Origin of the sequence: Limnospira fusiformis SAG 85.79, assembly GCF_012516315.1 — a bacterium.
Lineage (GTDB): Bacteria > Cyanobacteriota > Cyanobacteriia > Cyanobacteriales > Microcoleaceae > Limnospira > Limnospira fusiformis.
Genome location: NZ_CP051185.1, coordinates 3,824,400 through 3,851,186 on the forward strand (window position 1 = coordinate 3,824,400; position 26,787 = coordinate 3,851,186).

Annotated in this window: 21 protein-coding genes and 7 pseudogenes; 9 read left to right on the forward strand and 19 right to left on the reverse strand. The window is 44.9% G+C overall.

Features of this window, described 5'->3' with window-relative positions; genetic code table 11:
• The first annotated feature begins 17 nt into the window (after positions 1-17).
• The gene (locus HFV01_RS17945) at positions 18-869 is read left to right on the forward strand and encodes a universal stress protein (RefSeq protein ID WP_006620552.1); all 852 of its coding nucleotides are present in this window, start codon (positions 18-20) and stop codon (positions 867-869) included.
• A gap of 47 nt (positions 870-916) precedes the next feature.
• Here the strand turns inward: HFV01_RS17945 and argC are convergent, their stop codons facing one another.
• The 6 genes and pseudogenes from argC to HFV01_RS31735 all read right to left on the reverse strand — a co-directional run bounded on the left by argC (position 917) and on the right by HFV01_RS31735 (position 8,128).
• Positions 917-1,948, reverse strand: a complete 1,032-nt coding sequence (gene argC, locus HFV01_RS17950; RefSeq protein WP_006620553.1) for an N-acetyl-gamma-glutamyl-phosphate reductase — start codon at positions 1,946-1,948, stop codon at positions 917-919.
• 124 nt (positions 1,949-2,072) lie between these two features.
• On the reverse strand, positions 2,073-3,245 hold the full coding sequence (locus HFV01_RS17955) for a group II intron maturase-specific domain-containing protein (RefSeq protein ID WP_318285791.1): 1,173 nt from the start codon (positions 3,243-3,245) through the stop codon (positions 2,073-2,075).
• An 809-nt stretch (positions 3,246-4,054) separates the two neighbouring features.
• Entirely contained in the window at positions 4,055-5,248 is a 1,194-nt protein-coding gene (locus HFV01_RS17960) for a glycosyltransferase (protein ID WP_006669453.1), read from the reverse strand.
• 266 nt (positions 5,249-5,514) lie between these two features.
• Positions 5,515-6,377, reverse strand: a protein-coding gene (locus HFV01_RS17965) for an IS630 family transposase (RefSeq protein WP_235720227.1) whose coding sequence is annotated in 2 segments (ribosomal slippage) — positions 5,515-6,050 and positions 6,050-6,377 — 864 coding nt in all. Because the reading frame shifts where the segments join, the coding sequence is not laid out codon by codon here.
• A 127-nt stretch (positions 6,378-6,504) separates the two neighbouring features.
• Positions 6,505-7,908, reverse strand: a pseudogene (locus HFV01_RS30910) (site-specific integrase).
• 73 nt (positions 7,909-7,981) lie between these two features.
• Positions 7,982-8,128, reverse strand: a complete 147-nt coding sequence (locus tag HFV01_RS31735; RefSeq protein ID WP_126277581.1) for an AI-2E family transporter — start codon at positions 8,126-8,128, stop codon at positions 7,982-7,984.
• Between the two features lie 416 nt (positions 8,129-8,544).
• Here HFV01_RS31735 and HFV01_RS30915 point away from each other — a divergent pair.
• The 3 genes and pseudogenes from HFV01_RS30915 to HFV01_RS17990 form a co-directional block, all read left to right on the forward strand.
• A pseudogene (locus HFV01_RS30915) lies at positions 8,545-8,709 on the forward strand (IS630 transposase-related protein); the annotation flags it as partial.
• A 64-nt stretch (positions 8,710-8,773) separates the two neighbouring features.
• A protein-coding gene (locus HFV01_RS17985; protein ID WP_228116516.1) for an IS630 family transposase occupies positions 8,774-9,650 on the forward strand; the annotation gives its coding sequence in 2 pieces (ribosomal slippage) (positions 8,774-9,586 and positions 9,588-9,650; 876 coding nt in all).
• Positions 9,651-9,669: 19 nt separating this feature from the next.
• Positions 9,670-10,380: pseudogene (locus tag HFV01_RS17990) on the forward strand (IS630 family transposase); the annotation flags it as partial.
• A 15-nt stretch (positions 10,381-10,395) separates the two neighbouring features.
• Here the strand turns inward: HFV01_RS17990 and HFV01_RS17995 are convergent.
• Together HFV01_RS17995 and HFV01_RS18000 are read right to left on the reverse strand one after the other, a co-directional pair.
• The gene (locus tag HFV01_RS17995) at positions 10,396-10,632 is read right to left on the reverse strand and encodes an AI-2E family transporter (protein WP_071533510.1); all 237 of its coding nucleotides are present in this window, start codon (positions 10,630-10,632) and stop codon (positions 10,396-10,398) included.
• Between the two features lie 245 nt (positions 10,633-10,877).
• Positions 10,878-11,729, reverse strand: a complete 852-nt coding sequence (locus HFV01_RS18000) for an Npun_R2479 family HD domain-containing metalloprotein (protein WP_006620565.1) — start codon at positions 11,727-11,729, stop codon at positions 10,878-10,880.
• A 367-nt stretch (positions 11,730-12,096) separates the two neighbouring features.
• On the opposite strand from HFV01_RS18000, the gene HFV01_RS18005 reads away from it, so the two are divergent.
• Positions 12,097-13,641, forward strand: a complete 1,545-nt coding sequence (locus HFV01_RS18005) for an efflux RND transporter periplasmic adaptor subunit (protein ID WP_006620566.1) — start codon at positions 12,097-12,099, stop codon at positions 13,639-13,641.
• Positions 13,642-13,813: 172 nt separating this feature from the next.
• Here the strand turns inward: HFV01_RS18005 and HFV01_RS30920 are convergent.
• The 7 genes and pseudogenes from HFV01_RS30920 to HFV01_RS18035 all read right to left on the reverse strand — a co-directional run bounded on the left by HFV01_RS30920 (position 13,814) and on the right by HFV01_RS18035 (position 17,048).
• A pseudogene (locus HFV01_RS30920) lies at positions 13,814-14,830 on the reverse strand (adenylate/guanylate cyclase domain-containing protein).
• 56 nt (positions 14,831-14,886) lie between these two features.
• A complete protein-coding gene (locus HFV01_RS18020; protein WP_315641071.1) occupies positions 14,887-15,210 on the reverse strand; it encodes a CHASE2 domain-containing protein in 324 nt (107 codons plus the stop codon).
• Entirely contained in the window at positions 15,131-15,358 is a 228-nt protein-coding gene (locus HFV01_RS18025) for a CHASE2 domain-containing protein (protein WP_006620570.1), read from the reverse strand. Before HFV01_RS18025 ends, HFV01_RS18020 begins: the two co-directional genes overlap by 80 nt.
• Positions 15,359-15,364: 6 nt before the next feature.
• Positions 15,365-15,724, reverse strand: a complete 360-nt coding sequence (locus HFV01_RS30925; RefSeq protein ID WP_006669478.1) for a zinc ribbon domain-containing protein — start codon at positions 15,722-15,724, stop codon at positions 15,365-15,367.
• A gap of 84 nt (positions 15,725-15,808) precedes the next feature.
• Positions 15,809-16,342 (reverse strand): DUF4005 domain-containing protein, encoded by a 534-nt coding sequence (locus tag HFV01_RS30930; RefSeq protein ID WP_006669477.1) that lies wholly within the window; start codon positions 16,340-16,342, stop codon positions 15,809-15,811.
• A gap of 93 nt (positions 16,343-16,435) precedes the next feature.
• A pseudogene (locus tag HFV01_RS31740) lies at positions 16,436-16,483 on the reverse strand (hypothetical protein); the annotation flags it as partial.
• Positions 16,461-17,048 carry an IS607 family transposase gene (locus HFV01_RS18035; protein WP_006669476.1) on the reverse strand — a complete coding sequence of 196 codons (588 nt, stop codon included), beginning with the start codon at positions 17,046-17,048 and terminating at the stop codon, positions 16,461-16,463. The pseudogene HFV01_RS31740 and the gene HFV01_RS18035, both read right to left, overlap by 23 nt.
• A gap of 82 nt (positions 17,049-17,130) precedes the next feature.
• On the opposite strand from HFV01_RS18035, the pseudogene HFV01_RS18040 reads away from it, so the two are divergent.
• A pseudogene (locus HFV01_RS18040) lies at positions 17,131-17,664 on the forward strand (IS630 transposase-related protein); the annotation flags it as partial.
• A gap of 65 nt (positions 17,665-17,729) precedes the next feature.
• A pseudogene (locus tag HFV01_RS18045) lies at positions 17,730-18,264 on the forward strand (IS630 transposase-related protein); the annotation flags it as partial.
• 20 nt (positions 18,265-18,284) lie between these two features.
• Here HFV01_RS18045 and HFV01_RS18050 read toward each other — a convergent pair.
• Together HFV01_RS18050 and HFV01_RS18055 are read right to left on the reverse strand one after the other, a co-directional pair.
• Positions 18,285-19,161 (reverse strand): IS630 family transposase gene (locus HFV01_RS18050; protein ID WP_260378316.1). Its coding sequence is split into 2 segments (ribosomal slippage): positions 18,285-18,347 and positions 18,349-19,161, totalling 876 coding nucleotides; the frame shifts between segments, so codons are not numbered across the junction.
• Positions 19,162-19,486: 325 nt separating this feature from the next.
• Positions 19,487-20,968 carry a BCD family MFS transporter gene (locus tag HFV01_RS18055; RefSeq protein WP_006620576.1) on the reverse strand — a complete coding sequence of 494 codons (1,482 nt, stop codon included), beginning with the start codon at positions 20,966-20,968 and terminating at the stop codon, positions 19,487-19,489.
• A 197-nt stretch (positions 20,969-21,165) separates the two neighbouring features.
• On the opposite strand from HFV01_RS18055, the gene HFV01_RS18060 reads away from it, so the two are divergent.
• Positions 21,166-21,765: an alpha/beta fold hydrolase gene (locus tag HFV01_RS18060; protein ID WP_006620577.1), complete on the forward strand. Its 600-nt coding sequence runs from the start codon at positions 21,166-21,168 to the stop codon at positions 21,763-21,765.
• Positions 21,766-21,875: 110 nt separating this feature from the next.
• Positions 21,876-22,436, forward strand: a complete 561-nt coding sequence (locus HFV01_RS18065) for a cyclic nucleotide-binding domain-containing protein (protein WP_006617983.1) — start codon at positions 21,876-21,878, stop codon at positions 22,434-22,436.
• 117 nt (positions 22,437-22,553) lie between these two features.
• Here the strand turns inward: HFV01_RS18065 and gloB are convergent, their stop codons facing one another.
• Complete coding sequence (gloB, locus tag HFV01_RS18070) at positions 22,554-23,324, reverse strand: hydroxyacylglutathione hydrolase (RefSeq protein WP_006620578.1); 771 nt, start codon at positions 23,322-23,324, stop codon at positions 22,554-22,556.
• A gap of 398 nt (positions 23,325-23,722) precedes the next feature.
• Entirely contained in the window at positions 23,723-26,374 is a 2,652-nt protein-coding gene (gene mutS, locus HFV01_RS18075) for a DNA mismatch repair protein MutS (RefSeq protein ID WP_006620579.1), read from the reverse strand.
• Positions 26,375-26,787: the final 413 nt, after the last annotated feature.

Sequence of the window (26,787 nt, forward strand, 5' to 3'; positions counted from 1 at the left end):
AATTTTGGGCAAAACCTATGATCAATAAAATTTTAGTTGCTGTTGCTGGTCGTGGACTGTGCGAAGAGATGCTAAATATGCTGATGGATTTACCATCTCTGCAACAGGCATCTATCACCCTTCTCCATGTAGTCCCCAGCCAAGTCACGGCTGAGGGAATGTCCGCCAAACTAGAAGAGGGAGGCAAAATCCTCGCCCAAGCCGTCCAATCCGTGAAAGTTGATCCTCAGCGAGTTAATCCTAGACTCAAACAAGGTGATCCCAAAGATATCGTTTGTCAGGTAGCAGACGAAGAAAACGCCGATCTAATTATTATCGGTTCACGGGGGTTAGGACGACTGCAAGCCATTTTAGAAAACTCAGTCAGTCAATACGTTTTCCAACTCACATCTCGGCCTATGCTGTTGGTCAAAGACGATACCTATATCAAGAAGCTACGGCGGGTCATGGTAGCTTACAATTCATCCCCAGAAGCCCAGGAATGCCTAAAAACGGCGATCGACTTTGTGAAAGACATCCAAGGCGGACAACTAATTATCGCCCATGTTAATAAAGATCTCAGTGGCCAATCAGCAGAAGACTACACCGCCAATGCGGAAAACGACCCAGTTTTAGCCCCGGCGGTAGCCCAAGCCAAACAAATGGGACTTAGTTATCGTTGTGTTACCGGAACCGGAAAACCCGGCCCGGAAATTTGCCGGATCGCAGAAGATATCAACGCGGATCTGCTGTTGCTGGGTTCTCCCGATCGCCGTCCCACGGTAGCCAAGAGTTTCATTGATATTGATCGCCTACTGGGGAATTCCCTATCCGACTATGTGCGAGTTTACGCCAACTGTCCAGTGTTATTAACCCGTCACGGCGGGTAAAAGTTTAGGGCGGGTGAGAGACTGATTAACCCGCCCCAGACTTAATTTTAGGGATAAAAACTCAACTGAGGTAGTCCGAGAGTTTCCGACCATCCCTTCATAATATTAAGGCATTGAACCGCCTGTCCAGCTTGACCTTTAATCAGGTTATCAATAGTAGAAATCACGATCGCCCTATCGGTGCGTTGGTCTACCTCAATACCGATATAACAAAGATTTGTGCCACAGGCCCATTTACTTTGGGGGAAAGTTCCCCCAGGTAAAACCTTAACCCAGGGAGAATTTCGGTAAAATGCCTTATAAATGGTCAGCAAATCTTCCCGCACCAAACCCGGGTCGCGCAAGTTAGCGTAAACTGTGGCCAAAATACCCCGCACCATAGGCATTAAATGGGGAGTAAACTGCACCTTCACATTATGTCCAGCCAAATCACTACAAACTTGCTCAATTTCCGGGGTGTGGCGATGGTGTCCACCAATGCCATAGGCTGAAACCGAGGCATCTGCTTCGGCCAATAACATATTAGTTTTGGCTTGTCGTCCCCCACCAGAAGCACCCGATTTAGCATCAATAATGGCACTATCAGGGACAATTAACCCCTGTTTTAATAGGGGGGATAAAGCCAACAAACTAGCGGTCACATAGCAGCCAGGACAGCCCACTAATCGCGCTGAGGCGATCGCATCTCGGTATAGTTCCGGCAAACCATAAACCGCCGTCCTAGCCACATCCAGATCAGCGCTTCTTTCTTTGTTATACCACTTGGTATAGGTATTTAAATTAGTAAACCGATAATCAGCAGACAGATCCAGAACATAACAGCCTTTTTCTAGCAGTTGCGGAGCCATTTCGCAGGCCAAACCATTCGGCAAAGATAGAAACACCACCTCACACCGACTAGCAATTTTATCCAAATCAATTGGTTCAATCATCAACTCCACCTGATGACCCAGGTGGGGATATAAACTACAAAAAGGTTTTCCGGCGCTACTTTCTCCTCCTAAATAAACAATTTCAACCAGGGGGTGATCCTGTAATAAGCGCACCAGTTGCACCCCACCATAACCTGATGCACCCACAATTCCGATAGGTGTACGTTGATTACTCAGTTAAACTAAGCAAGCCAGTCACCCAGCCTACTCGTCTCCAAAACCGTGCATGAGACTTTCACCTCACACGGCTCCTCAGAATCAAGCTATGCTGTTATACTGTATGTTTAAGAAGGCTCACCCATTTTCCCTTATGGAAACAGCCAAACCTACAGCCACCTGTTTCTGTACCTTGCCAGTATTTTCGCCGCCAATAGTTAATAGGTTTATCCGGGTGACGACGTTTCGCCCAACTCCGCAATTTTTGGTTAATTAACCTATCTAAATTTCGGTGAATTTTGCGGTTATTAGCCCATTGATATTGACCAGACCAATCCTCAATTTTCCGATTCAGTAGGTTAATTAAATCACCTTGACGACTGGCTTTATGGCTACTAACTATCGCCGCCAATTCTCGATAGTGTTGATGGGCAGATTCTCGACTAGGGCTGATAGTCGTATGATAGTTTAATCCCCGGCGATGATGATTTTTAAACTGGCGAATATGAAACCCCAACAGGTCAACACCCGGAGAGTTGTCGTCAACACAATTAGCCGTGTTCGTGACAGCATAGAAATCAGAAACTGGGGGAATTTCCAATTTATCTAGCCACTCACTGACGGCTTTTTGATAGGTGTTGATATTCCTCATATCACCATCTAAAATCACCATAATTTCGCCGAATCGAATCAGAGTAGTTTCCGGGTGGGTCTGTTCCCTAATTAAGCGACTCAATTGGTGGTTGAACTCGACCAGTGCGATCGCATCCAAGAAACACCCCAAAGCCCCATCAATCCGAGCCTTATTCAAAGCCATAAAGCGCGGTAAATCCGGCAACCTTTGAGCCAAGATTCTCGGTTGACCCAGCCTGGCTAAATCAACAACCCAGACAAACTTAGGGCCATTTTCCAGACTTTGAGCGATCGCTTGCAACAGTTCCCCAACCGATGAAACCCCGAAACTACTATCATCATCCAACTCCCAACGAGCCCGCCATTCCGGTTCCAAAGCCCATTGCATCAAACACTCTTGAACAGCTATAGAACCCCCATCACAAATATCACTAGCAAGATACCTCACAGAAGCCGAACGACAGAGCATTTTTTGGAGTTTACGGACCACCTTAATCTCACCCCGTTTCGAGGCGCGGTAAATCCGTTGTTGCAGCTTCCATAGACCACGTTGCCAACAGTTTCGGCGGCCTTTCATCTCCCCCTTCACCGTCAACAACGACTCATCTACGCATACCATCCTCGTCCCTATCAGACTGGCTTTAGTCTTCTTCACAGCAACTCACTCATTCAGCACAACAACTCAATTCCGTGTGTCCGTCTGCATATCCCCGATTTATAGTCGGGGCCTTCGCTTCTGACACCATCCCTCCCCTAAGCCGCCTGGAATACCCAGTTATCCGCCTTGGTTGACTACTCAGTAATAGGCTAAAAACCCACCGAGAGCAACTTAGGGGTTATCCCGTTCCGAAAATCGCTTTGGTTCCTGGCCTTAGAGTCTTCCTTTCTACCGGGGGCCCTTTGAGTGCCTAGTTATTCCCTACAGAAATAACCTGTTAACGTTGGCAACAACAACGTTTTCTCGCCCCATACATATAAGGCAGGGTATACCCGCCTAATTTGGAGTCTAACGGTAGTTCTCCCAGAAGTTCGCTTCCCTACTCATAGCCAGCTACAGGGCGCTTAAATCCCCATTTAACAGGGTTTACGCCCAATTCCCGCTTCACGGATTGATGACCAGTCGCTACCGTGGGGAACTGTTTTCACTCCCGCACTTGGAGGGTTGGACTTGGAGATTTTTTGATTCTGATACTTCCCATATTGGGACTTTTCAGATTTCCGCACCAACAAGCGATATTCAGTTGTCAAGGGTTTATATCCCCTTGCAGCCTTTCCCCCAGGGGATTTTCCCCAGTTTCAGGCTAACGGGTCGCACTATTGCATGACTCCTAACATGATTAGCTTTTGAGATAAGTCTTGTGACTTACCCAGACCTTTTAGAACCTTTGATAGAGACTTTCACATCATACCCATCCTAGTTCTGTTGCTGCATTGTAGTATCAAATTTCCCCATAGTGCAGAAGTCTATATTCGCCATCCCATTTCTGACAAGGTTTTTTTGAGCAGTTTGGCCTGGTGGGGGTTGGTTTGTTCATATAGGCTTATGGCTGTTTGAAAGGCTTTCAGACTATCGGGAATGTTGCCAATACCTAACAAAGCCGCCCCTAAATTTTGGTAGGCTTCCCCATGGTGAGGGTTAAGAGAAATCGCTTTTTGATAAGATGCGATCGCTTTTTGGGAATTTCCCATCGCCCGTAGAGTCATACCCAGATTATAGTAACCTAAGCTAAATAATGGATCAATTTCTATCGTCGTTTCATAGGCACTTTGGGCCCCTTTTAGGTGGCCCCTCTCTTTCAGCAGATTTCCCAGATTATTATAAGCCCCTATTTTTAATTGAGGGAATACATTAACTGCGATCGCCTTTTTATATTGTGCTTCCGCCGCCTCTAGTTGTCCCCTTTTGCTATAGGCAATTCCTAGGTGATAATGCAATTCATACATAGTCCCCCCCTCAATTCCAGATGCCTGCTTTAGCCCTTTTTCTAACAGGTCAATACCTGCTGAGAGTTTACCTAATTGCACATACAGAGCCCCTAATTTACTCGCTAAGTAGGGATCATCGGGATGCTGTTTTAAATAGCTTTCCATAGCTTGACAAGCCCTTTGTTGTTTATTCCTGGCGGCGATCGCATCCGTGCTATATCCATAATGAGCGATCGCTATTTCCGGAATAGAACCTATCCGCCAGTCAGGTTCCCGCCGCAAAATCTCCATCACACTATCATCAACCAAAGCATGATAAGGGCGAGAAAAATACAGATCCGGATGATTTCTAAACAGTCGCGACACCAAAGAATAAGGAGACTGCACCGCCCCTATTTCCTGTCGCACCAAGTTAATCAGCAAATAATCTTCCTGGTTAATCAAGCTCCGAATTTTCGGAATAATCCCCTCCCTTAATCGCTCATCTGCATCTAATACCAAAACCCAGTCACCTGTCACATATTTTAAACCCGCATTTCTCGCCGCCGCAAAGTCATCACACCAGCTAAACTCATACACTCTCGCCCCCATATTTTTAGCTACTTCCGGCGTTCCATCTCTAGAACCTGTATCCACCACTATCATTTCATCTACTAACTTTCCCACCGTCTGTAAACATTCCCCTAACTGATGGGCTTCATTTTTGGCAATTATACAAAAGCTAAGTTTCATCTCTATCAACTTTATCCAAAACTTTGAGTATTATTATACCCAATCTATTCCTATCTCCAAGTCCCTCTCCCAGGGGGGGAGAGGGATTGAGGGTGAGGGCAATGTATTAAGCGACTGGTGAACCAGCTGTAATTTACCCAAGTCTGGGATAATTACTACAACTTAATTAACCATTAATTGCCTACTTATTAACCCTAGATTCATCCATTTTATACTACCCAAATTCCCAGGATTTATAGCATTAGTAAAGGTGGTTAGGACGCAGCTTAGAGAAAGGAATCCATGGCATCATGGAGAGAATCAAACTGCTCAATGCAGTGGCGAATGCGGGCTTTCAACCACGACCAACATTTCTCTATCTTGTTGAGGTCTGGCGAATAAGGTGGTAGATAGAGCAAACGGCATTGAGCCGCCTCCACTAGCTCAGGAATCCGTCCCCCTTTATGAAACGTTGCATTGTCTAGCACTAGAGTCTGACCTGGCTTCAGTGTTGGAATTAAGATGAACTCCAACCACAACTCAAACACTGTCCGATTACAACAACCCTCAAAGGTAAAGGGGGCTAAGAGTTGTTGATGACACCATGCCACAATCATGCTCACCCTGCCCTGCCTCTTCCCGGATTTGAGGGCATGGAAGCGTTGTCCTTCCTCACAGTAACCATAAGGATAATCCGAGTCTTGACTATTGATGCCAGCTTCATCGAGGTAAACCAACTCTTCCGGCTCCATATGTTGAATCTGAGCAATAAACGCCTCTCGCTGTTGCTTCCAACGTTCTTGGTAGCCGTAAGTTTTTTTCTGGTGAAGCCAATTTTCTTCAAGGCTCTGGATATGGTGCGAGGAGAGATGTCGTCATCCCAAAGTTCAGCCATTTGAGCGGAGGTTTTGTGGCCATGCTCTTGGGCAAAAGCCTTGAATTTTTGCCAGTCGGTAATTTTGTGGTTATTGCCAGGTGGGTGATTAGGTTTAGGGAGGAAGTCTCCGGTCTGTGCTTTTCTTTGCAGCCAGAGATTGATAGTGTTCCGGCTGACATGGAAAACTTGACTGGCTTCTGTTTTGGGCATACCGTCTAGTTCAATTGCATCAATAACTTTTTGTCTGAGGTCGTAACTATAGGGGGCTGGCATTTTGGGTCTTCTTAGTCATCTCGTCCTCTCCATTATACGTCCTAACTTTCCTGTCTGGTGCTATAGTGTAAAAGAAACCCCCTAGGTATTTAGCCTAGAGGGTATTGTGTTGTGGGTTTATTGGGGGTTAATCGTCTAACTGATAGATTAATCTAAGTCCTGCTTTCATTTCTGGTGATTCTGGGTCAATACCATGATTGAGTAGTGTTTGCTTTGCCATATCTAGTGGCAATGGTTGTCGGTGGTGGCGTGTTAAGATACCTAACTCTGTGGCAAGGTTGCGACGTTTTTTGTATTTGCTGTCATTAATCGCTACCGAATGTCCAAAGCAGCGTGCCCTGATTTCTTGTGGTATCCCGTTCATTTCTCCCAGTTGATTAGCTAGATGTCGGAAAGCTAATGCTTGAGTAAATCCCCACTTATGGTGTTTAAGCCATTTACGATGATTATCATTAAAACCGCTAGGGTCCTTGGCGTTTGTAATAGGTAAACAGACGTTATGAATTCCTAGGCGGTTAATCAAAGCCTTGTCTTTTGACATTGGTATTGCTAACCTTTGACCTGTTTTGGTGCTACTGCCAAAGTAAGTAAACTCACCAATAACCAGCACTAACTCAAGGTTATTAGGGTCAGATATGGCCGGGAAAGTAATGCCGTCAATCTTGACTGTCTTATCTAGGTTCTGACTTGCTGCAATCTCTGATGGTCTCAATCCATATAAAGCACACATTGCCGACACCCAACATCAACCATCACGTGCTTGACGTTCCCTTGAATTCTCATAATCAGTGTTACGCTCCTTGTCTAGCAAGCCTAGCAAGGTATCCAAGTCTACACTCTGGGATTCAGTAAACACTGTTTGGGTAGGGTTAATCTTTTCTAGTTTCTCTAGTGCTTTTTTGCAGTCAGCGTGTTCTGCTACCTGTTTTAATCGGTAGTATCTGTCTTTAAAGGTTTTGCTACCTACCGGGTTGCTACCGTCCTGTAATGGGCTATACAGTGCTTTCTTGATACCCTCCCAGCTAACATAATCATCCCAGTCTGTGACTTTGTTAAATACATCAAGGAAACAGGTTTTAAATGACTTAACGTCACTAGCCATATCGCGAGAGCGCTTCCGTTTAGTGTTCTTGTGTACCCCATTAAAGTAATCATCTTCCATCTCTTTAAACACTTGGCGATAGGTGATTAAGTCGTTTTCTAGGGGAGTTTTGTTTTCGTCAAGAATAGTGGCATTGTACCAGTCCAGCCATTCAGACACCGACTGAAATTGTCCGTCAAGGGATTTATGAACTAACCAAGCCTTATCAACAGCCTTGCGGATACCCTCTGGGGTAAACTGACAATTACAGCCCCGTTGTTTACGCTCTCCCGTCTCCGGGTCAGTAGTGATGTCTAGCTGAATTGTCCCCCGGTTACGCTTAATCCTGACACCTTTGGGGCATTGCTTACGGGACAGATTGAAAAACTCAAGAATATCCTGAAAGCCTTGATATGTACCACTATGTGTACTGTTTGTACTTGCACTCATTTTACACTAACTCCTAAATGTGCGATCGGCTTTGAGTGCACTAGAGTGACGGTAGAATAAGGGTTTTAGGGTTTCAACTAGGACTTAATCCTGTGAGATTTCCCATAATTCTCGGAGCAATTATATTATCTTTTACCTGTTGAACAGCTACGGCAATTATTAACAATTGCCAGGCTAACCACCAGTCCAGAAAGGCGACAATAATAGCGACGGTGCCAATTCCTCAAGTCGCTCCAATAAAGGGGATCATCTCCATGAAACCAATAAACACGGCAAATCATAGGAAATATGGAACCCCTAAAAAAAAGAACATTGGAGCCAAAGTGAAGGCTATAAATAGCCCTAAGATTAACTGTCCAGATCAAAACTTCTGGAGATTTCTCGGCAATGATTCAGTTAAGACTAACCGGATTTTTGGCGAAATAATTATAGTTAAAGCAGGCCATAATCTATCGCCATCAAGCAGCATATAAAAGGAGAAAAATAAAATTAAAATTAGGTCAATCAACCAGTTAAAATTCCCAAAAACTAACCCCAGAATTTTGCTGGCGATCGCCTGTGCTTTTCCTTGTATAGCACCAGACAGGAAAGTTAGGACGTATAATGGAGAGGACGAGATGACTAAGAAGACCCAAAATGCCAGCCCCCTATAGTTACGACCTCAGACAAAAAGTTATTAATGCAATTGAACTAGACGGTATGCCCAAAACATAAGCCAGTCAACTTTTCCATGTCAGCCGGAACACCATTAATCTCTGGCTGCCAAGAAAAGCACAGACCGGAGACTTCCTCCCTCAACCTATAGCACCAGACAGGAAAGTTAGGACGTATAATGGAGAGGACGAGATGACTAAGAAGACCAAAAATGCCAGCCCCCTATAGTTACGACCTCAGACAAAAAGTTATTGATGCAATTGAACTAGACGGTATGCCCAAAACAGAAGCCAGTCAAGTTTTCCATGTCAGCCGGAACACCATTAATCTCTGGCTGCAAAGAAAAGCACAGACCGGAGACTTCCTCCCTAAACCTAATCACCCACCTGGCAATAACCACAAAATTACCGACTGGCATAAATTCAAAGCTTTTGCCCAAGAGCATGGCGATCAAACCTCCGCTCAAATGGCTGAACTTTGGGATGACGACATCTCTCCTCGCACCATATCCAGAGCCTTGAAGAAAATTGGCTTCACCAGAAAAAAAACTTACGGCTACCAAGAACGTGATGAGCAACAGCGAGAGGAGTTTATGGCTCAGATTGAACAGATGGAGCCGGAAGGGTTGGTTTACCTCGATGAAGCTGGCATCAATAGTCAAGACTCGGATTATCCTTATGGTTACTGTGAGCAAGGACAACGCTTCCATGTCCTCAAATCAGGGAAGAGGCAGGGCAGGGTAAGTATGATAGCCGCATGGTGTCATCAACAACTCTTAGCTCCCTTTAGCTTTGAGGGTTGTTGTAATCGGACAGTGTTTGAGTTGTGGTTGGAGTTCATCTTAATTCCAACATTGAAGCCAGGTCAGACTCTAGTATTGGACAATGCAACGTTTCATAAAGGGGGACGGATTGCTGAACTGGTGGAGGCAGCTCAATGCCGTTTACTCTATCTTCCGCCTTATTCGCCAGACCTCAACAAGATAGAGAAATGTTGGTCGTGGCTGAAAGCCCGTATTCGCCACTGCACGTGAGCAGTTTGATTCTCTCCATGATGCCATGGATTCCGTTCTCAAAGCTGCGTCCTAACCACCTTGACTAATGCTATAATCACCCACCTGGCAATAACCACAAAATTACCGACTGGCAAAAATTCAAGGCTTTTGCCCAAGAGCATGGCCACAAAACCTCCGCTCAGATGGCTGAACTTTGGGATGACGACATCTCTCCTCGCACCATATCCAGAGCCTTGAAGAAAATTGGCTTCACCAGAAAAAAAACTTACGGCTACCAAGAACGTTGGAAGCAACAGCGAGAGGAGTTTATTGCTCAGATTGAACAGATGGAGCCGGAAGGGTTGGTTTACCTCGATGAAGCTGGCATGAATAGTCAAGACTCCGATTATCCTTATGGTTACTGCCAGGAAGGACAACGCTTCCATGCCCTCAAATCAGGGAAGAGGCAGGGCAGGGTGAGCTATATGGCCCCATGGTGTGATCAACAACTCTTAGCTCCCTTTACCTTTGAGGGTTGTTGTAATCGGACAGTGTTTGAGTTGTGGTTGGAGTTCATCTTAATTCCAACATTGAAGCCAGGTCAGACTCTAGTATTGGACAATGCAACGTTTCATAAAGGGGGGCGGATTGCTGAACCGGTGGAGGCGGCTCAATGCCGTTTACTCTATCTTCCGCCTTATTCGCCAGGCCTCAACAAGATAGAGAAATGTTGGTCGTGGTTGAAAGCCCGCATTCGCCATTGTATTGAGCAGTTTGATTCTCTCCATGATGCCATGGATTCTGTTCTCAAGGCTGCGTCCTAACCGTATTGACTAGTGCTATATTTGATTGAGTAGTTGTTGCTGTAAAATCCCCACATAAAAGGGTAAATTATGTTCATAACTCCAGGATTGAAATAGGGCTAACTGCTGCTGTGCAGACTCAGCCAATTCGGGTAATTTGGTAATAAATTGTCTAGTCTGATTTAACACAGGAGGAAGCACGGTTAAACCCACAATGACAACGACGGTCGCCGCCACCAAATAAACCAGTGCCGCCGCGACTCCCCTAGGGATAAATCGTTTTCACTTAGCCACAGGTGCATTGAGAATAAATGCAACTAATGCAGCGACTATTAAAATAGTAACCAACTCCCCCACATAATTAATAGTTTGTAGGGTAAGACCTCCAGCAATCAGAATTAATATCCAAGAGATTAAGAACTGCTGTATAGGTGAAAATATGGAATTCATTAGGGCTTGATTTTTAACTATAGACTTTCAGATTGTACGGAGGCAAATTAGATGGTCAACCCCAGTAATTAGACTTCTACTGTACCCTGAGACACCTGATCATGTTCAACCATAAACACATTAGAGTAAAGGTTGGCAACAATTTGTTTACCTTGTTGGGTAAGAGACAAGTAATTTAAGGCATCTTTGACATAAGGATAAACACCATTCCAGTAGAATTTAGGATAGTTCTTGCGTAGGTCTTCTGGGCTTTTGTAGCCAACTCTTTGATTAAAGCCAGTTTCCTCAAATTCGTAAAATAAAGCACTGATTTTTTTCAGGTAACGAGGATCTGAGAGTTGACCAATGAGATCAGCCGCCCGAACCAAACCGGGATAGTTCATGGTATTCTGATGATCGGATTCTTTGGGGACTGGAAACCGGGTCAGTTCGATATTATGCTTAATGACTTCAGCATCAATCAGTTTATGGCCGCCAAAGCGTTCTTCAATAAATAATTTAGCGCGATCGACATGGAAAGGGGTGAGACTAGCATCAGTACATCCGTCTGGTAGTTCTACCATGGTTCCGCGTCCGGTAGCAAAGGTATTTTCTCGATCGCGACGACAAACGCCTTTGACATAACCAATATCGTGACAAACTAGGGAGATGATGTAGTGTAGCCAGTCTTCACAGGATACGCCACCCTCGCGGATATGTTTTCCCCGCAGGATTTCCTGTCCCACTAATGTGACCATAATTGTATGTTCGACATCGTGATAAAGGGCATCACTATTGGCAATGTTTTCTAGAGCCATGTTTCCAGCCCAGCCAATAATCTCCTCATAGTTGGATTTATAACCTCCGTGGGTGCGGCGGTAACCTTCCCGAATTAGTTCAACAAAGGCATCAATTAGACATTCCGTGGCATTAAAAACCATATAGGCCCGTCCTGGCTATGTTTTGATTATAGATAAACTACTGACGAGGTATGTACTATAGCACTCAGCCTATATCCTAATCTACGAAACAGAATTATCAAAAGCGATCGCCCCCAGACTGGTAGCGGGGACAAATCAGAATTGGTAAAGCTGAGTTAATCTATGTAAATAGATGTGAACTAGTGGAGACCTCGCGCCACAGACTCTCAAGGAGCCAAACCCCTTAAAAAATAAGGCTTTTTCGGCGGTATCCCTCAGATATTTTTCTCCTCGGTTCCCAGGGACACCTGGAAATTGTGAATTTTAAGAGGAATTTACGCAACTTTTCTTTACAATATATTTAAGGAGTGCCGGGGGAGGATTACTCGTGGTTCATAAAGATACATTACCAGATATTGATGACGATCAATACCCTGAATTGTCACTAAATGGCGATCGCGTTAAATTTGAAGACCTAGAGGAAGAACCCGAGGAAGCTGTACCTCCCCAGGGGGGCAGTTTGCGGAATATGGTGATCGGGGTGGTCATAGGAATTGTGGCGACTCTGGGAGTTCTGCACTTTTCCTCTAACAACAGTTCCGAACCAGTAACCGAGGAAAGCCCAGGGGTAGAAGTAGCGCCAGCGGTTAGTCCCAGCGCCACCCAAACGGTGACAGTAGCGCCAGTGGAAATGACGACTGTAACCCGCACCCTTGATGTGACCGGGACTGTGGAAGCCTACGACCTACTCCCAGTTTTACCCCAAGCCAGCGCAGTGCAAATTCAACAGGTTTTAGTAAATCAGGGGGAAATGGTAACAGAGGGACAGGTGATGGCGGTGTTAGATGATTCGGTTTTGCGATCGCAAATTGACCAAGCCAACGCCCAGGTAGAGTCCGCCAATTCCCTCGTCCGTCAGCGGGAAGCTAACCTCGGACAAGCCCAAGCAGGTCTCGCGCAAGCGCAAGCGAGTCTATTGGAGGCTGAGTCATTACTGACTCAAAATCAAGCTAGGTTAGCGGAAGCCAAGGCTAATTTAGATCAAGCCCGCCGAGAAGTAGAACGCTATGAAGATTTAAGCAGCCAAGGGGTGGTGAGTCGCCAGGAACTAGAAACCCGCATTACCACGGCAAAAACGGCCGAAGAAGGGGTGAGAGTCGCAGAGGCTAATATTTCTAGCGCTAGGGCTACCATTAGCAGTGCTAGGGCTAATATAGGCAGTGCTGAGGCTAACGTGGAAAGCGCCGAGTCTAATATCCGTAGTGCTGAGGCGGAAGTGCGTAGCGCCCAGGCGCGGGTTCGTCAGTTGGAAACTCAACGGGAACAAACTATAGTGCGTGCGCCTATGAGTGGCATTGTCGCCCAACGGACAGCGCGAGTGGGGGATGTTACTGGTAATCAACAACTGTTTTCGATTATTGCGGAAAATCAGTTAGAACTACACGCGAAGGTTCCAGAAACTCAGTTATCACAGGTGAGAATTGGTGCTGCTGTTACTGTGACTTCTGATGCTGATCAAAATTTGCAGGTGCGAGGGGTGGTGCGAGAAATTGCGCCTCTGATTGATCCTCAAAGCCGACAAGCTACTGTGAAAATTGACCTGCCTCCCTTGGGGGCTATTCGTGATTCTTTCTTGCGTCCGGGAATGTTTCTGCGGGCGGCGATAACTACTACTACTGTACAAGGAATGAAGGTTCCCGCTAGGGCCATCGTTCCCCAGGCTGACGGTAGTTCTATTGTTTATCGTCTATTACCTGATGATACGGTGGAAGCGCGAACTGTGGAAGTGGGCAACGTAATAGCCGTTATACCAGGCGATTTATCCCAGGCGAGTATAGAAATTATACAGGGTTTAAATGTAGGCGATCGCATTGCGATCGCTGGGGCAAGTTATCTTAAAGATGGCGATAAAGTTAATGTGGTGTCGCGGTGAATCATGAAACTCCCTATCTTGTCCCCTGTGGGAGGGGGGGATAATGTGGGTGGGGGTGCGGGGCTGTCTCCGCCGTGAATTACATCTGGGGGCGAGGAGATTCATCAAAAGCTGTGGCTATTCATAACTACTTAGGACAGTTGACAGAATAGATGGAAAGATTTAATACAGACTAAGGATTGTTAATTTGATAAACATTAATAGGTTGAGTGCGACCTTTGAGGTGAATGCTACCGATATATTCAGTTATAAATTGATGGCTAACTTCCTCATGGGTGTGTTGATTAATTAAAATCCGGCACACACCACCGCCAAAAGACTTATCATAACTTTCTAGTCGGGCAGCAATATTCACACTATGGGTGTGTTGATTAATTAAAATCCGGCACACACCACCGCCAAAAGACTTATCATAACTTTCTAGTCGGGCAGCAATATTCACACTATCTCCGAGAGTTGTATAGTACATTCTTTGGGAACTACCCAGACTCCCTGTAACTACCTCTCCGGTGGCAATTCCTACGCGCATAGAAACCGTAGGCTTACCTTCTAATTGCTATTGACTGTTTAATAATTTCAGTTTTTCTCCCATAGCTACGGCACAGGAAACGGCAGCGATCGCATCTTGGGAAATTTCTTCGGAAGTAGTGCGGGGAATAGGAACCCCAAACACAGCCATCACCGCATCCCCAATCAACTTATCGACAATTCCCTTATGGTCTAAAACCAGATCAGCCATGCCATTCATGTACTCATTTAACCAACACATCAAAGCATCAGCCGCCATAGTTTCGGCGATGGTACTAAACCCTTTTAAATCAGCAAATAATACCGTAGCAATCATTTTTTTTCCAGTCAGTTGACCCCGGGCAATTAATTCATCTCGACTTTGCCAAATCATCTCGGCAATTTGAGGGGTAACATGGCGACCAAACAGAGTCATAACCATCTGACGTTCTTGGTGTTCCCAATTGGCAATATAACCAGCGATCGCAATTCCCGAAGTAGTAAAAGCGATAATTGGTGGAACCAGGGGTATCCACCAGCCTTCCAGAAAAGCAATATAGGCGATCAGCGTCAAACTCCCGCCGCCAACCACTAAACTAAGTAAAGCGCCCCAACCTAATCGGTAAGTCCAACCCAGTGCCGTACCGATACCAGACCAAATCAGAATCCAAAACCACTCCATACCATAAGACCAGACCCGAAATTGAAGGCGACCGTCCAGGGCTTATGGGGACAAAATTAAGAATCACTACTCCCGTTGCGTTTGCTCATACTCATGAGAGTGCCGCTGTAGGGGGTGAAAAATAGGTCATTCAGGCTGTGGGCAATAGGGCCAATTAACACAATGCGATCGCTAAACAGATTAGGGTTTGATCGTCCTTCCAGTACATCTGTCATAGAAATCGTCTGAAAATTCTCTTGGGGGCCACGATAATTCAACAATACCTGATACCCCCCTGCATCAGCACTAAGAGAGTGCCCATCAGTGCCAGAAAAGCGGATCAAATTGCCCTGGGTCCAATTGAACATTTCCGCTGTCTGTAACCGTCGGGGTAATCCCATGTTGGTACAAATACATTAAGGCTAGTTTCGCGCCTAAACCTAAAACCGTTTGATTGTCTTCTGGTTGTACCGATAACAAACCCCGTCTAACGCGACCATCAGCATCAAGCACTAAATCAATCGAACCGACCTGACCTTTCTGATTCATTTAAGCTTAATATTCCTGAACATTGATTGACAATGCTCGGACTGTAACTATAGCAATACCATCATTGCTGACAGTAAAGGAGGAATCCCTCAAAGCACGTAACATTATATTACGTGCGCCATTCGCATCTCTAGGTGTTTGACTACCACAGTGGGGACACTTATGTATCTTCGCACCACCTAGTTGGGCGTGGCGATGTCCACACGCTCCACAGGTTTTAGATGTGTGACTTTCGCCCACATCAAGCACCACGCAACCACGCTTTGCTGCTTGATGTTTCAGAATTAACTTAAATCGATAATGAGCCCAAGTCAGCATACTTCTGACTGTTTTAGATCTAATTTTTCTTCTTGACTTGGCTACCATTTGGGAGGACTCGAAGCGAGGAAGAAAAATTCATCCATAGTTATTAGTCAGATAATGAGCTGTTTTTTTGTGTACTTCATCAATTCAGTTCCGAATCTTTTCTCGAATTCGATTGGCCGCTTTTCTCAGGGAACGGCGTTGTTTAGCACTTACCTTAGTTGAACGGCTAATTAAATTATATTCGTGTTGACATAATCTCACGATTCGTCCCATGTCACCATTGCCAATTTCAATGACTTTATCGCCGTCATATCCGGTCAAAAAAGTTCTGACACCAGGATCTAAGGCAATTATTCTTGGGGAAGATGTATGCGTTGCGATTACGGGTTCAGGGAAAATAGCAAACCATAGGCCGCGCCGATAAACTAATTGAGTGCCGTACTCACATCTGACTGGTACTGGTTCACTTGCCTTAAACGATAGTGTTTTTGTTAACTGGCTGTACCATGTTCCTTTGGTGAAGTTAGAATCATTGAATTTGATTGTTTGTCGTGGGTTACGAATACTTCTGAACTTGGCATCACGGCTCGCCGTATATGCTTGATATGCGTCAAATATCGCGTTTTGTCTGATCTGGCAAGGCGTTTCTTTTACCCACTGAGGTAAATCTGATTGCATTACCAGATTTCTTAACTTCAGCTTACCAATCCTCCGCGTCGAGCTTCGCTGCATAGCTATGGCTTGGTTAAAACAATAACGGCAAGCCGCCAGCCATTTTTTCCAGGTTTTTTCTAGTTCAAGGCTTGGATAAATCCGGATCTTCTTTGATTGCAGACTTATACTTTCTGAGTCCGTAGAGTCGGCAACCGAAGACATGGACAATGGCAAGGATGTCTTCAACCAATTCTCGCTCTGGGGATAAACCGTCTTGCTTGAGAACCACGATTTTTGTACCATCTTGTTCACACAACCAAGAGATGAGGTCAAACCCGAAACGGGCGAGTCTGTCTTTGTGGGCAACCACAATAAATCCGACATCGCCTTGACGGACTCGCTCCCAAATGGCTCTAAGTCCTTTTCTTTGGAAATTAAGACCACTGGCGATATCAGTGACGAGCTCGGCGTTGGGGTAGACCTCGAGTAACTTTGCAACTTGGCGCGCAAGGTCTGCTTTTTGTCCGCGACTTGAAACGCGGGCATAAGCGATAATTGCCCGTTGCGTTCTCTCGTTTGATGAGACCGTGTAGGAGGCAATATCATATCGTCTCTGCCCTGATGGTGTCCTGAGCGCTTGAATTTTGCCGTTTTTTTCCCATCTTCTTAAAGTATGTAAGCATACACCAAAGTATTGAGCCGTTTCACTCGGTGATGTATATTTCGGCATTTAGCTCGCTTGTTGTGTACTTATAGCACAAGACAGAACATTTAGGACGTATAATGGCAAGGATATCTACAGAAGACCCAAAATGCCAGCCCCCTACAGTTACGACCTTAGACAAAAAGTTATTAATGCAATTGAACTAGACGGTATACCCAAAACCGAAGCCAGTCAAGTTTTCCATGTCAGCAGGAACACTATCAATCTCTGGCTGCAAAGAAAAGAACACACCGGCGACTTCCTCCCTAAACCTAATCGCCCACCTGGTCATAGCCACCAAATTACCGACTGGCACAAATTCCAGGCTTTTGCCCAAGAGCATGGCCACAAAACCTCCGCTCAAATGGCTGAACTTTGGGATGACGACATCTCTCCTCGCACCATATCCAGAGCCTTGAAGAAAATTGGCTTCACCAGAAAAAAAACTTACGGCTACCAAGAACGTGATGAGCAACAGCGAGAGGAGTTTATTGCTCAGATTGAACATATGGAGCCGGAAGGGTTGGTTTACCTCGATGAAGCTGGCATGAATAGTCAAGACTCGGATTATCCTTATGGTTACTGCGAGGAAGGACAACGCTTCCATGCCCTCAAATCAGGGAAGAGGCAGGGCAGGGTGAGCTATAGCACCAGACAGGAAAGTTAGGACGTATAATGGAGAGGACGAGATTACTAAGAAGACCCAAAATGCCAGCCCCCTATAGTTACGACCTCAGACAAAAAGTTATTGATGCAATTGAACTAGACGGTATGTCCAAAACAGAAGCCAGTCAAGTTTTCCATGTCAGCCGGAACACCATTAATCTCTGGCTGCAAAGAAAAGCACAGACCGGAGACTTCCTCCCTAAACCTCATCACCGACCTGGCAATAACCACAAAATTACCGACTGGCATAAATTCAAGGCTTTTGCCCAAGAGCATGGCGATCAAACCTCCGCTCAAATGGCTGAACTTTGGGATGACGACATCTCTCCTCGCACCATATCCAGAGCCTTGAAGAAAATTGGCTTCACCAGAAAAAAAAACTTACGGCTACCAAGAACGTGATCAGCAACAGCGAGAGGAGTTTATTGCTCAGATTGAACAGATGGAGCCACAAGAAGTGGTCTACCTCAATGAAGCCGGCATGAATAGTCAGGACTCGGATTACCCTTATGGTTACTGCGAGGAAGGACAACGCTTCCATGCCCTCAAATCCGGGAAGAGGCAGGGCAGGGTGAGCTCTAGCATTAGTCAAGGTGGTTAGGACGCAGCTTTGAGAACGGAATCCATGGCATCATGGAGAGAATCAAACTGCTCACGTGCAGTGGCGAATACGGGCTTTCAGCCACGACCAACATTTCTCTATCTTGTTGAGGTCTGGCGAATAAGGCGGAAGATAGAGTAAACGGCATTGAGCTGCCTCCACCAGTTCAGCAATCCGTCCCCCTTTATGAAACGTTGCATTGTCTAGCACTAGAGTTTGACCTGGCTTCAATGTTGGAATTAAGATGAACTCCAACCACAACTCAAACACTATCCAATTACAACAACCCTCAAAGCTAAAGGGGGCTAAGAGTTGTTGATGACACCATGCGGCCATATAGCTCACCCTGCCCTGCCTCTTCCCGGATTTGAGGGCATGGAAGCGTTGTCCTTCCTCGCAGTAACCATAAGGATAATCCGAGTCCTGACTATTCATGCCAGCTTCATCGAGGTCAACCAACTCTTCCGGCTCCATATGTTGAATCTGAGCAATAAACGCCTCTCGCTGTTGCTCATCACGTTCTTGGTAGCCGTAAGTTTTTTTTCTGGTGAAGCCAATTTTCTTCAAGGCTCTGGATATGGTGCGAGGAGAGATGTCGTCATCCCAAAGTTGAGCCATCTGAGCGGAGGTTTGATCGCCATGCTCTTGGGCAAAAGCCTTGAATTTGTGCCAGTCGGTAATTTGGTGGTTATTGCCAGGTGGGCGATTAGGTTTAGGGAGGAAGTCTCCGGTGTGTTCTTTTCTTTGGAGCCAGAGATTGATAGTGTTCCTGCTGGCATGGAAAACTTGACTGGCTTCGGTTTTGGGTATACCGTCTAGTTCAATTGCATTAATAACTTTTTGTCTAAGGTCGTAACTGTAGGGGGCTGGCATTTTGGGTCTTCTGTAGATATCCTTGCCATTATACGTCCTAACTGTTCTGTTTTGTGCTATAGAAGAAGGACTAAGCGGTGAAGTCAACACTGTACCACTGACCAATTGGGCATCCACATCAGGAGCCGTATGAGGCGAAAGTCTCAAGTACGGTTTTGAATGGGAGGGAATGGGGGCGACCCCATTCTCGACCCCTTCCGACTTTAGTTTGGGTTCGAGTCCCATCGTCCGCTTATTTTTGAGCAACGATTCGCCGTTGATGAGTAGAGACGATTAAGGCATATTTACCCGCCTCAACTCTCTACCAACATCAAAAACTGACTGATTAATCTAATTCGCTTTCGAGAATTTTAGAAATCGCTTTTTTAGTGCTATCCTGAAACTCTCGAACATTGACACGGCTTAATAAACTAATGGCGCAAATCATCCCTACAGCCTGAGTTGCAAATACAGTCCCATAAGCCAAAACGGGAACCTCAAATATGAACCGACCTAAGTCTAGGAATGCTCCCCCCAATACGGTGGCTAAACCCCGCGCCATAGCCTGAGCCAGTCCCCAAGCGCCGATAAAAGTTCCAGCAGTTTCTGCGGCCGTCAGGTCTAGCATTAAACTAATAGCGCCAGCAGTTAAGATACCAGAAAACAAGCCAAAAAACAACAGTGAACCCTTGAGCATTTCGGGGTTAGTGGTAAATCCCGCCATAATAAACAATACTAAGGCGATCGCTACCCCCACACAACCTAAACGGACGGTATTTTTCTTACCAATACGCGGGACAACTAAAAATCCGGTAGAGCCAATTCCCACCAAAGTTCCGACCCCAAAAAAAGCATTTAATCGCGCGGTTTCAGAAATTGACATCCCAAAGACTTCACCCCCATAAGGTTCTAGTACAGCATCCTGCATAAATAGGCTAATGCTCATAATTAACAGGAAAGTAAAAAACCAACCTGTTTGGCGGTTAGCGGTGAGGATATGTAAAGCACGACCTAGGGTAATTTGGTCTTCTCTGTCTGCTAAAGTAGAGCGATCACTATATCGAGAAAAGCGCTTTTCTACCCCCCAGGTCGCCACCATACACAGAAGAAATACCATCGTCGGAACCATGATAAATAGGGGGTTAATGGCTGCTTGTAGGGTGGATATATCAACCATACTCCCAGGGGTGGGTAGGTTAGCAGAAACCGGGTCAATCTCGCCAACTTCCTGCTGATTGAGAATTTTAGAACTAATAATAGCTCCGACTACAATTCCCACCATCAACATAGACCAGACAATGCTGATCAGTTTAGATCGGTCATCTTCATCAGATACATCAAATAACAAAGCAGCGAAGGGGGTAGAACTGGCGCTGAGAGCTAAACCATAGAAAGCAAACACTACCGCTAATAATGCCGCCCAAACATAGCTTATCCCTGTCATACCATAATTTTGAATACTGGTTCCCAATTGCCATGTCACCTGCATAGCCAGGAAAGAAGTAGTGGTAAACAGAGCCGCACCCATCCACACATAAACGCTGCGATGTAGACCCCAGATCGGTTTTCCGTCGGAGAGTTGACCAAACCACACTCGGCTAGGAGAGACGAACTGGTGCATAGCGATCGCACCCGTCGCCATGAGAGCTGGAACCCTTAGTTCATCAATCATTACTCGATTAATGACTCCCAGGGTCAGCAAGGACATAATCCCCAGTCCCATTTGAAATAGACCCAATCGGAACATCGTCACCATACCCACTTTCGGTTTTGGTGGCTTATTTGTTGCTGTCGAGGGTGTTGACTCAGGTAAACTGTCGATTGCCATAGCACCTATAGGAAATTGATACCAAATTAACTCTTCATTCCTAGCCTAGCAAAATGTTGTGATTTAGACTGAATAGTTTTCTACCCTTACTTGGGGACTAACTAGATTCACCTAGGGGAGACTGTTCAGGAGTCTATGGGATATGATAAGACTATGATCAGACTGGAGAAACTGTCAAGAGTAAATTCTGTGAAATTATGAAATCCCCTATTATATCTCAATCAATTCAGATTAAAAATAAAAATATTCACTATTTAGAAGCAGGTCAGCCTGATGCTCCTTCGGTCTTATTATTACATGGGGCTAGTTTTCGCGCTAAAACCTGGGAAGAAATCGGCACCATCAAACAATTGACTAATCAAAATTATCGAGTGGTGGCTGTGGATCTTCCCGGCTATGGAACCTCGGAAACTATCTCTGATGAACCTGTACAATTTTTGGTGAAGCTAACTGACAATTTACAATTACATAACACGGTCATTGTTTCTCCTTCTATGAGTGGTCGATATAGTTTACCCTTTCTAATTCAACATCATGAGTCAGTACGAGGCTTTGTGGCTGTGGCTCCGGTGGGTATTTTAAAAATGGCTGAAAAACTTGAGGGTATTCAAATACCGACTTTGGCTATTTGGGGAAGTAATGACCAAATTGTGCCGCCTAGTCAGGCTGATATCTTAATTCAAACTATGCCGAATTGTCAAAAAGCGATCCTTAAAAATGCTGGTCATGCTTGTTATCTGAAAGCGCCGAATAAGTTTCATGAAAATTTAATTCAATTTCTGAAGTCTCTCAAATAGCTGTCCAATCTAGCTGTTCAATATCTGATGCTTGATAATTTTTGCCATCAATCATTATCCTTTGATTATATTGTTGTCACAACCTCTAATCCACCAGTTGTTAAAGTAAGATGGATGAAAAATCTAAAAAGGCGCTATTTATCCTGGGTGGACTAGATGAAGATGACCTGCGGTGGGTAGCTTACCAAGGTAGGTTACAGACTTTGGAACAAGGAGAAATACTGATTCATGAAGGAACACCTATCAACGCGCTTTATATTATTTTAAGCGGAACACTTAGGGTATATATTCATTCTAATAATAACCATGATCGTGACCTGGCTTATCTATCACAAGGGGAATTAGTAGGCGAAATTTCTTTTTTGGATAACCGCGCTCCTGTCGCTACTGTTGAAGCTGTGGAAACTACGGAATTGTTGGCAATTCCTCGCTATCAACTAACTAGCAAACTCCGCAGTAGTTCTAAATTCTCAGCTAGATTTTATCAGGGGATTTGTTGGTGTTTAGCTAACCGTATGCGCGGGACGGTTCGACAATTGGGTTATCAGTCTTCTGAACCTGAACAAGATATACTATTTGGTTGCGAATTTACCCAAAATATGCAAGATTTTATGATAGTAGCAGAGGCTAAACTAAACTGGTTAATTCACAAGATACACCAGATGCGTTGATAGCTCAATCTTCCCGGAAAATTGGCGGTTATTTGATATCTGTAGATGGTGGAAGATCACCCCATCTACAGATGATATGCTGATTGACTTAGTGCTACTCACGCCACTAGACCACCCCTAAAACTGGTCTTTCATTCCCCTGATCCGAGCAAAGGTCTGGATATCATCTTTACCTTGAACGGCTAACTGTAATGCGGGTTCATCCCAACGTAGAAAGGGATTAGTTGCCTTTTCTACGCCTATTAATGAGGGGATAGTGGGTTGGTTTTGACTGCGAGCTATGGTGACTTTTTCCAAGCGATCGCGTAAGTTGATATTATCACCATCTACTGTTAGCGCAAATTTCAGGTTGTTTAAGGTGTATTCATGAGCGCACCAGATCCGTGTATCATCGGGTAGCGATCGCAATTTAGACAGAGAACTAACCATCTGGCTAGGGGTTCCTTCAAATAAGCGACCACACCCCCCCGCAAATAAAGTATCACCGCAGAATAATTCCCCCCCTTCCTTATCGGTAGCCGGAAAATAGTACGCAATATGACCGCGAGTATGACCGGGAACAAAGAATACATCGGCTTTACGACCGCCAAATTCTACGCGATCGCCTTCTTTTAAAAATACTTCCTGTCCGGGAATGCGATCGCGATCTTCTGCGCCTCCATATACTGTTAAATTGGGAAAATGCTTCCTCAATTCACGATTTCCTCCCACATGATCCGCGTGGTGATGGGTATTAAAAATCGCTATCAGTTCCGCACCCAGTTCCGACAATTTTGCTAGTACCGGGTCCGCTTCTGCTGGATCAACTACCGCCGCCTGATTCTGTTCGGGGTCATGCAGCAGAAATATGTAGTTATCTGATAAAGCTGGTAGTCTATAAACGTCCATTCATTTTGCTCTCACAACTCAGGGAACACTTTGATCTCAAATATATTCTGACACTATCAAAACCCTTAGAACAACACCAACTATAATTAAGCTATCCTAATCGTTTCGCCAAAATAGTTTTGTTTTTTAAAAGTATTTTAAGATTTAATACAATTTTATGGCTAATTACTCTCAAATACTTGACGAGAGCATGGGGGTTTTGCTATCCTCAAAGAAATCGCATCCAAGGGCTTGCTGTGTCTACACGCCAAAAAATAGACTACAACCCCCATGATATCGCGAAATATAATATTATCCGGCAACAATTTAAAATTCACGATGCACGAGTTTTTGAGGAATTGGGGACGGCCCCCAATCCACTTATTGACAAAATCGCGGTTATATGTATATAGCCATAATTACTCCTGGTCATCCTCAAAAATATTTAACTGTTGAATATTGGTAGTATTAGCAGGAGGTTTTTGAATACCCTTTCGCAAACCCATAGCAATTTTGCTGTGTTTTTCAATTTGTCGCATGACCTGTTTAGCGCGTTTAATGACGACATCAGGCAACCCCGCCAAGCGTCCGGCTTCGATACCGTAGGACTTATCAGCGCCGCCGGGTTGAACTTGATGCAAAAAGATAATTTTATCTGGCAATTCTTTGACAGTGACCTGATAATTGGCGACATTATCAAGAATGGAAGCCAGTTCATTTAACTCATGGTAATGAGTGGCAAAAATAGTCCTAGCCTTAATAGTAGTAGCGAGATATTCGGCGACTGACCAGGCTATAGACAACCCATCAAAAGTGGCAGTTCCCCTACCAATTTCATCTAACAAAACCAATGATTTGGGAGTAGCATGGTTAAGGATATTAGCAGTTTCATTCATTTCTACCATAAAGGTAGATTGACCTGTAGCCAAGTCATCCACCGCGCCTACTCGCGTAAAAATGCGATCGCAAATGCTAAGTTTAGCAGAAGTAGCCGGAACAAAGCTGCCGATTTGTGCCATTAATTGAATCAAGCCAATTTGTCGGAGATAACAGCTTTTTCCACTAGCATTAGGACCTGTTAAAATAATCAAATCTGGATGAGAAGGCGGCGAAATGTCCGCCGTCGGTAGGGTCACCTCTGGGCTCCCCAACTGGGCGGTATTTGGCACAAAAAAGCCAGCAGGTAGAGATTTTTCGACTACAGGATGCCTACCTTCTATAATTCTAAGTTCCCGTCCGCCGACTATTTCCGGGCGACAATAACCCTGATAAACAGCAATTTCAGCTAATCCACATAATACATCAATAGCGGCGATCGCCCGCGAAATTTCCCTAATTAAATCCGTGTGTTCTCCCACTTCGTCTCGCAGGCGAGCAAAGATTTCATATTCAAGCTGATTAAGGTCTTCCTTAGCGGTTAAAATTCGCGCCTCTCTTTCTTTCAACTCTGGGGTGATGTAACGTTCCTCATTGGTGAGAGTTTGTTTACGGATATAATCATCAGGAGCCTGATCAGACTTAGAGCGAGTAATGCTAATATAGTAGCCAAAAGTCTTGTTAAAACCCACTTTGAGGGTAGGAATTCCGGTGCGTTCCCGTTCCTGAATTTCCAAATTAGCAATCCATTGTTGGTCTTCAGCCGCCCCAGCCTGCATTTGATCCAATTGCGGATCAACCCCCGGTTTAATTAATCCCCCTTCCTTTAAATAAAGAGGAGGGGACTCGACTAGATAACTATTAATTTTTCGTGCCAGTTCTTCTAACAAGGGAGGCACATTTTGTAAAGCCTTCAAATAGGGAGATTTTGCGGACTTAGCCAAGGCTGCGAGTTGTGGTAATTTCGATAAAGAATCAGCCAAACTGACCAAATCTTTAGCGTTAGCGGTACCATTAGCAGCCCTCCCTGTCAACCTTTCCAAGTCATAAATTTTCCGTAAGAGTTGCTGAAGGTCTTGTCGCAATTCGGCATTATTAATTAATTCTTGAATCGTATCATAACGGGAACATATCCCCTTAATACTCAGCAAAGGTTGCAGCAACCAACGACGTAAAGCACGAGCCCCCATAGCGGTAGAAGTTTGATCTATTGCCCATAATAGAGACCCCTGCAAAGTGCCATCACGAATAGTTTGGGTAATTTCCAAATTTCGGCGAGTTTGATAATCTAAAATCAGATAATCACTAAGAGTATAACTATGTAACTGTTGTAAAGGCACGGCATTTTGTTTCTGGGTTTCCTCCAGATATTCCAAAAGTCCCCCAGCGGCTCTGACTCCTAGGGGCAAATTGTGGCAACCAATACCTTCAAGTGATCGCAATTTAAACTCTTCTAAAATTCGCGACCTAGCTTCCCCCAAAGTAAAAGGGATTTGGGAGCGCAAAGAATAGCAAAAGTCCGCAGGCAAACAATCAGGCAAACTCTCACTTTTCTGTCCTGGTCGTAACATTTTACCTAAATCAGGCGCATGAGTAGGGAACAATATTTCCGAAGGTTGTAACCGCATCAATTCCTGAGTCAAATGTTCCAAATTCTGAGATTGAGTAGCCAAAAACTCTCCCGTTGACACATCAGCATAAGCCAGACCCCAGTGGTCTCCAGCTATGACCACCGCCGCCAAAAAATTATTCTGGCGACCTGGCAGCATTTGGTCATCAGTCAAAGTTCCGGGAGTCAAAATGCGGGTAATTTCTCGCTTAACCTGTCGTCGTTCTTTAGCAGCGATCGCCGCATCTTCCACCTGATCACAAATCACCACCGGATAGCCCTTTTCCAGCAACATATTGCTATAGCGGTAAACGTGCTCAAAAGGCACGCCAGTCATGGGGACCCGACCAATTTCCTTTCCTGCTGATTTAGTAGTTTGAACCAACTCTAATTCGCGGGCAATTGTAACGGCATCCTGAAAAAAACACTCAAAGAAATCCCCCACCCGAAAAAACAGTAAAGCATGGGGATATTGGTCTTTCACCTCAATGTATCGCTGCATCATCTCCGACAGTTGAGAGCGATCCAATTGTCGGTAGTCCGCATTATTAGGTAAAGATTCCGATCCACTAGGGGAAAAATTCATAAGCGATTTAAGGAGCTTTTAACATCGGAACTGCCAACACACATATTATCATCATTGACAACGTAGTAGGGGAGGCATCTAGCAATCAGGAAGTCCAGACTCTTTATAGCCACCGGGTGCTGAAAGTATCTATATCAAGGTGAACCACCTAGACTATAGCCCTAACCAGAGCTCAGGCTACCATCCAGGTAAATATTACCATTGATGATGTTGACGACACCCAACTACCCCCAAATGCAAGCCGTAAGCAACAAATTTTAACCTAACTCCCAGGCTAATTACTGTTCATGGGGCTTGACTAATGCTACCATTGGACTAAAGGCTATCAACTCAGGGGCTACCAATCGAATTAAAACCCTTTCGTCTCATAGGAGCATGATTTAATCTCAAATTAGGTTAATATTTTAGGGCAA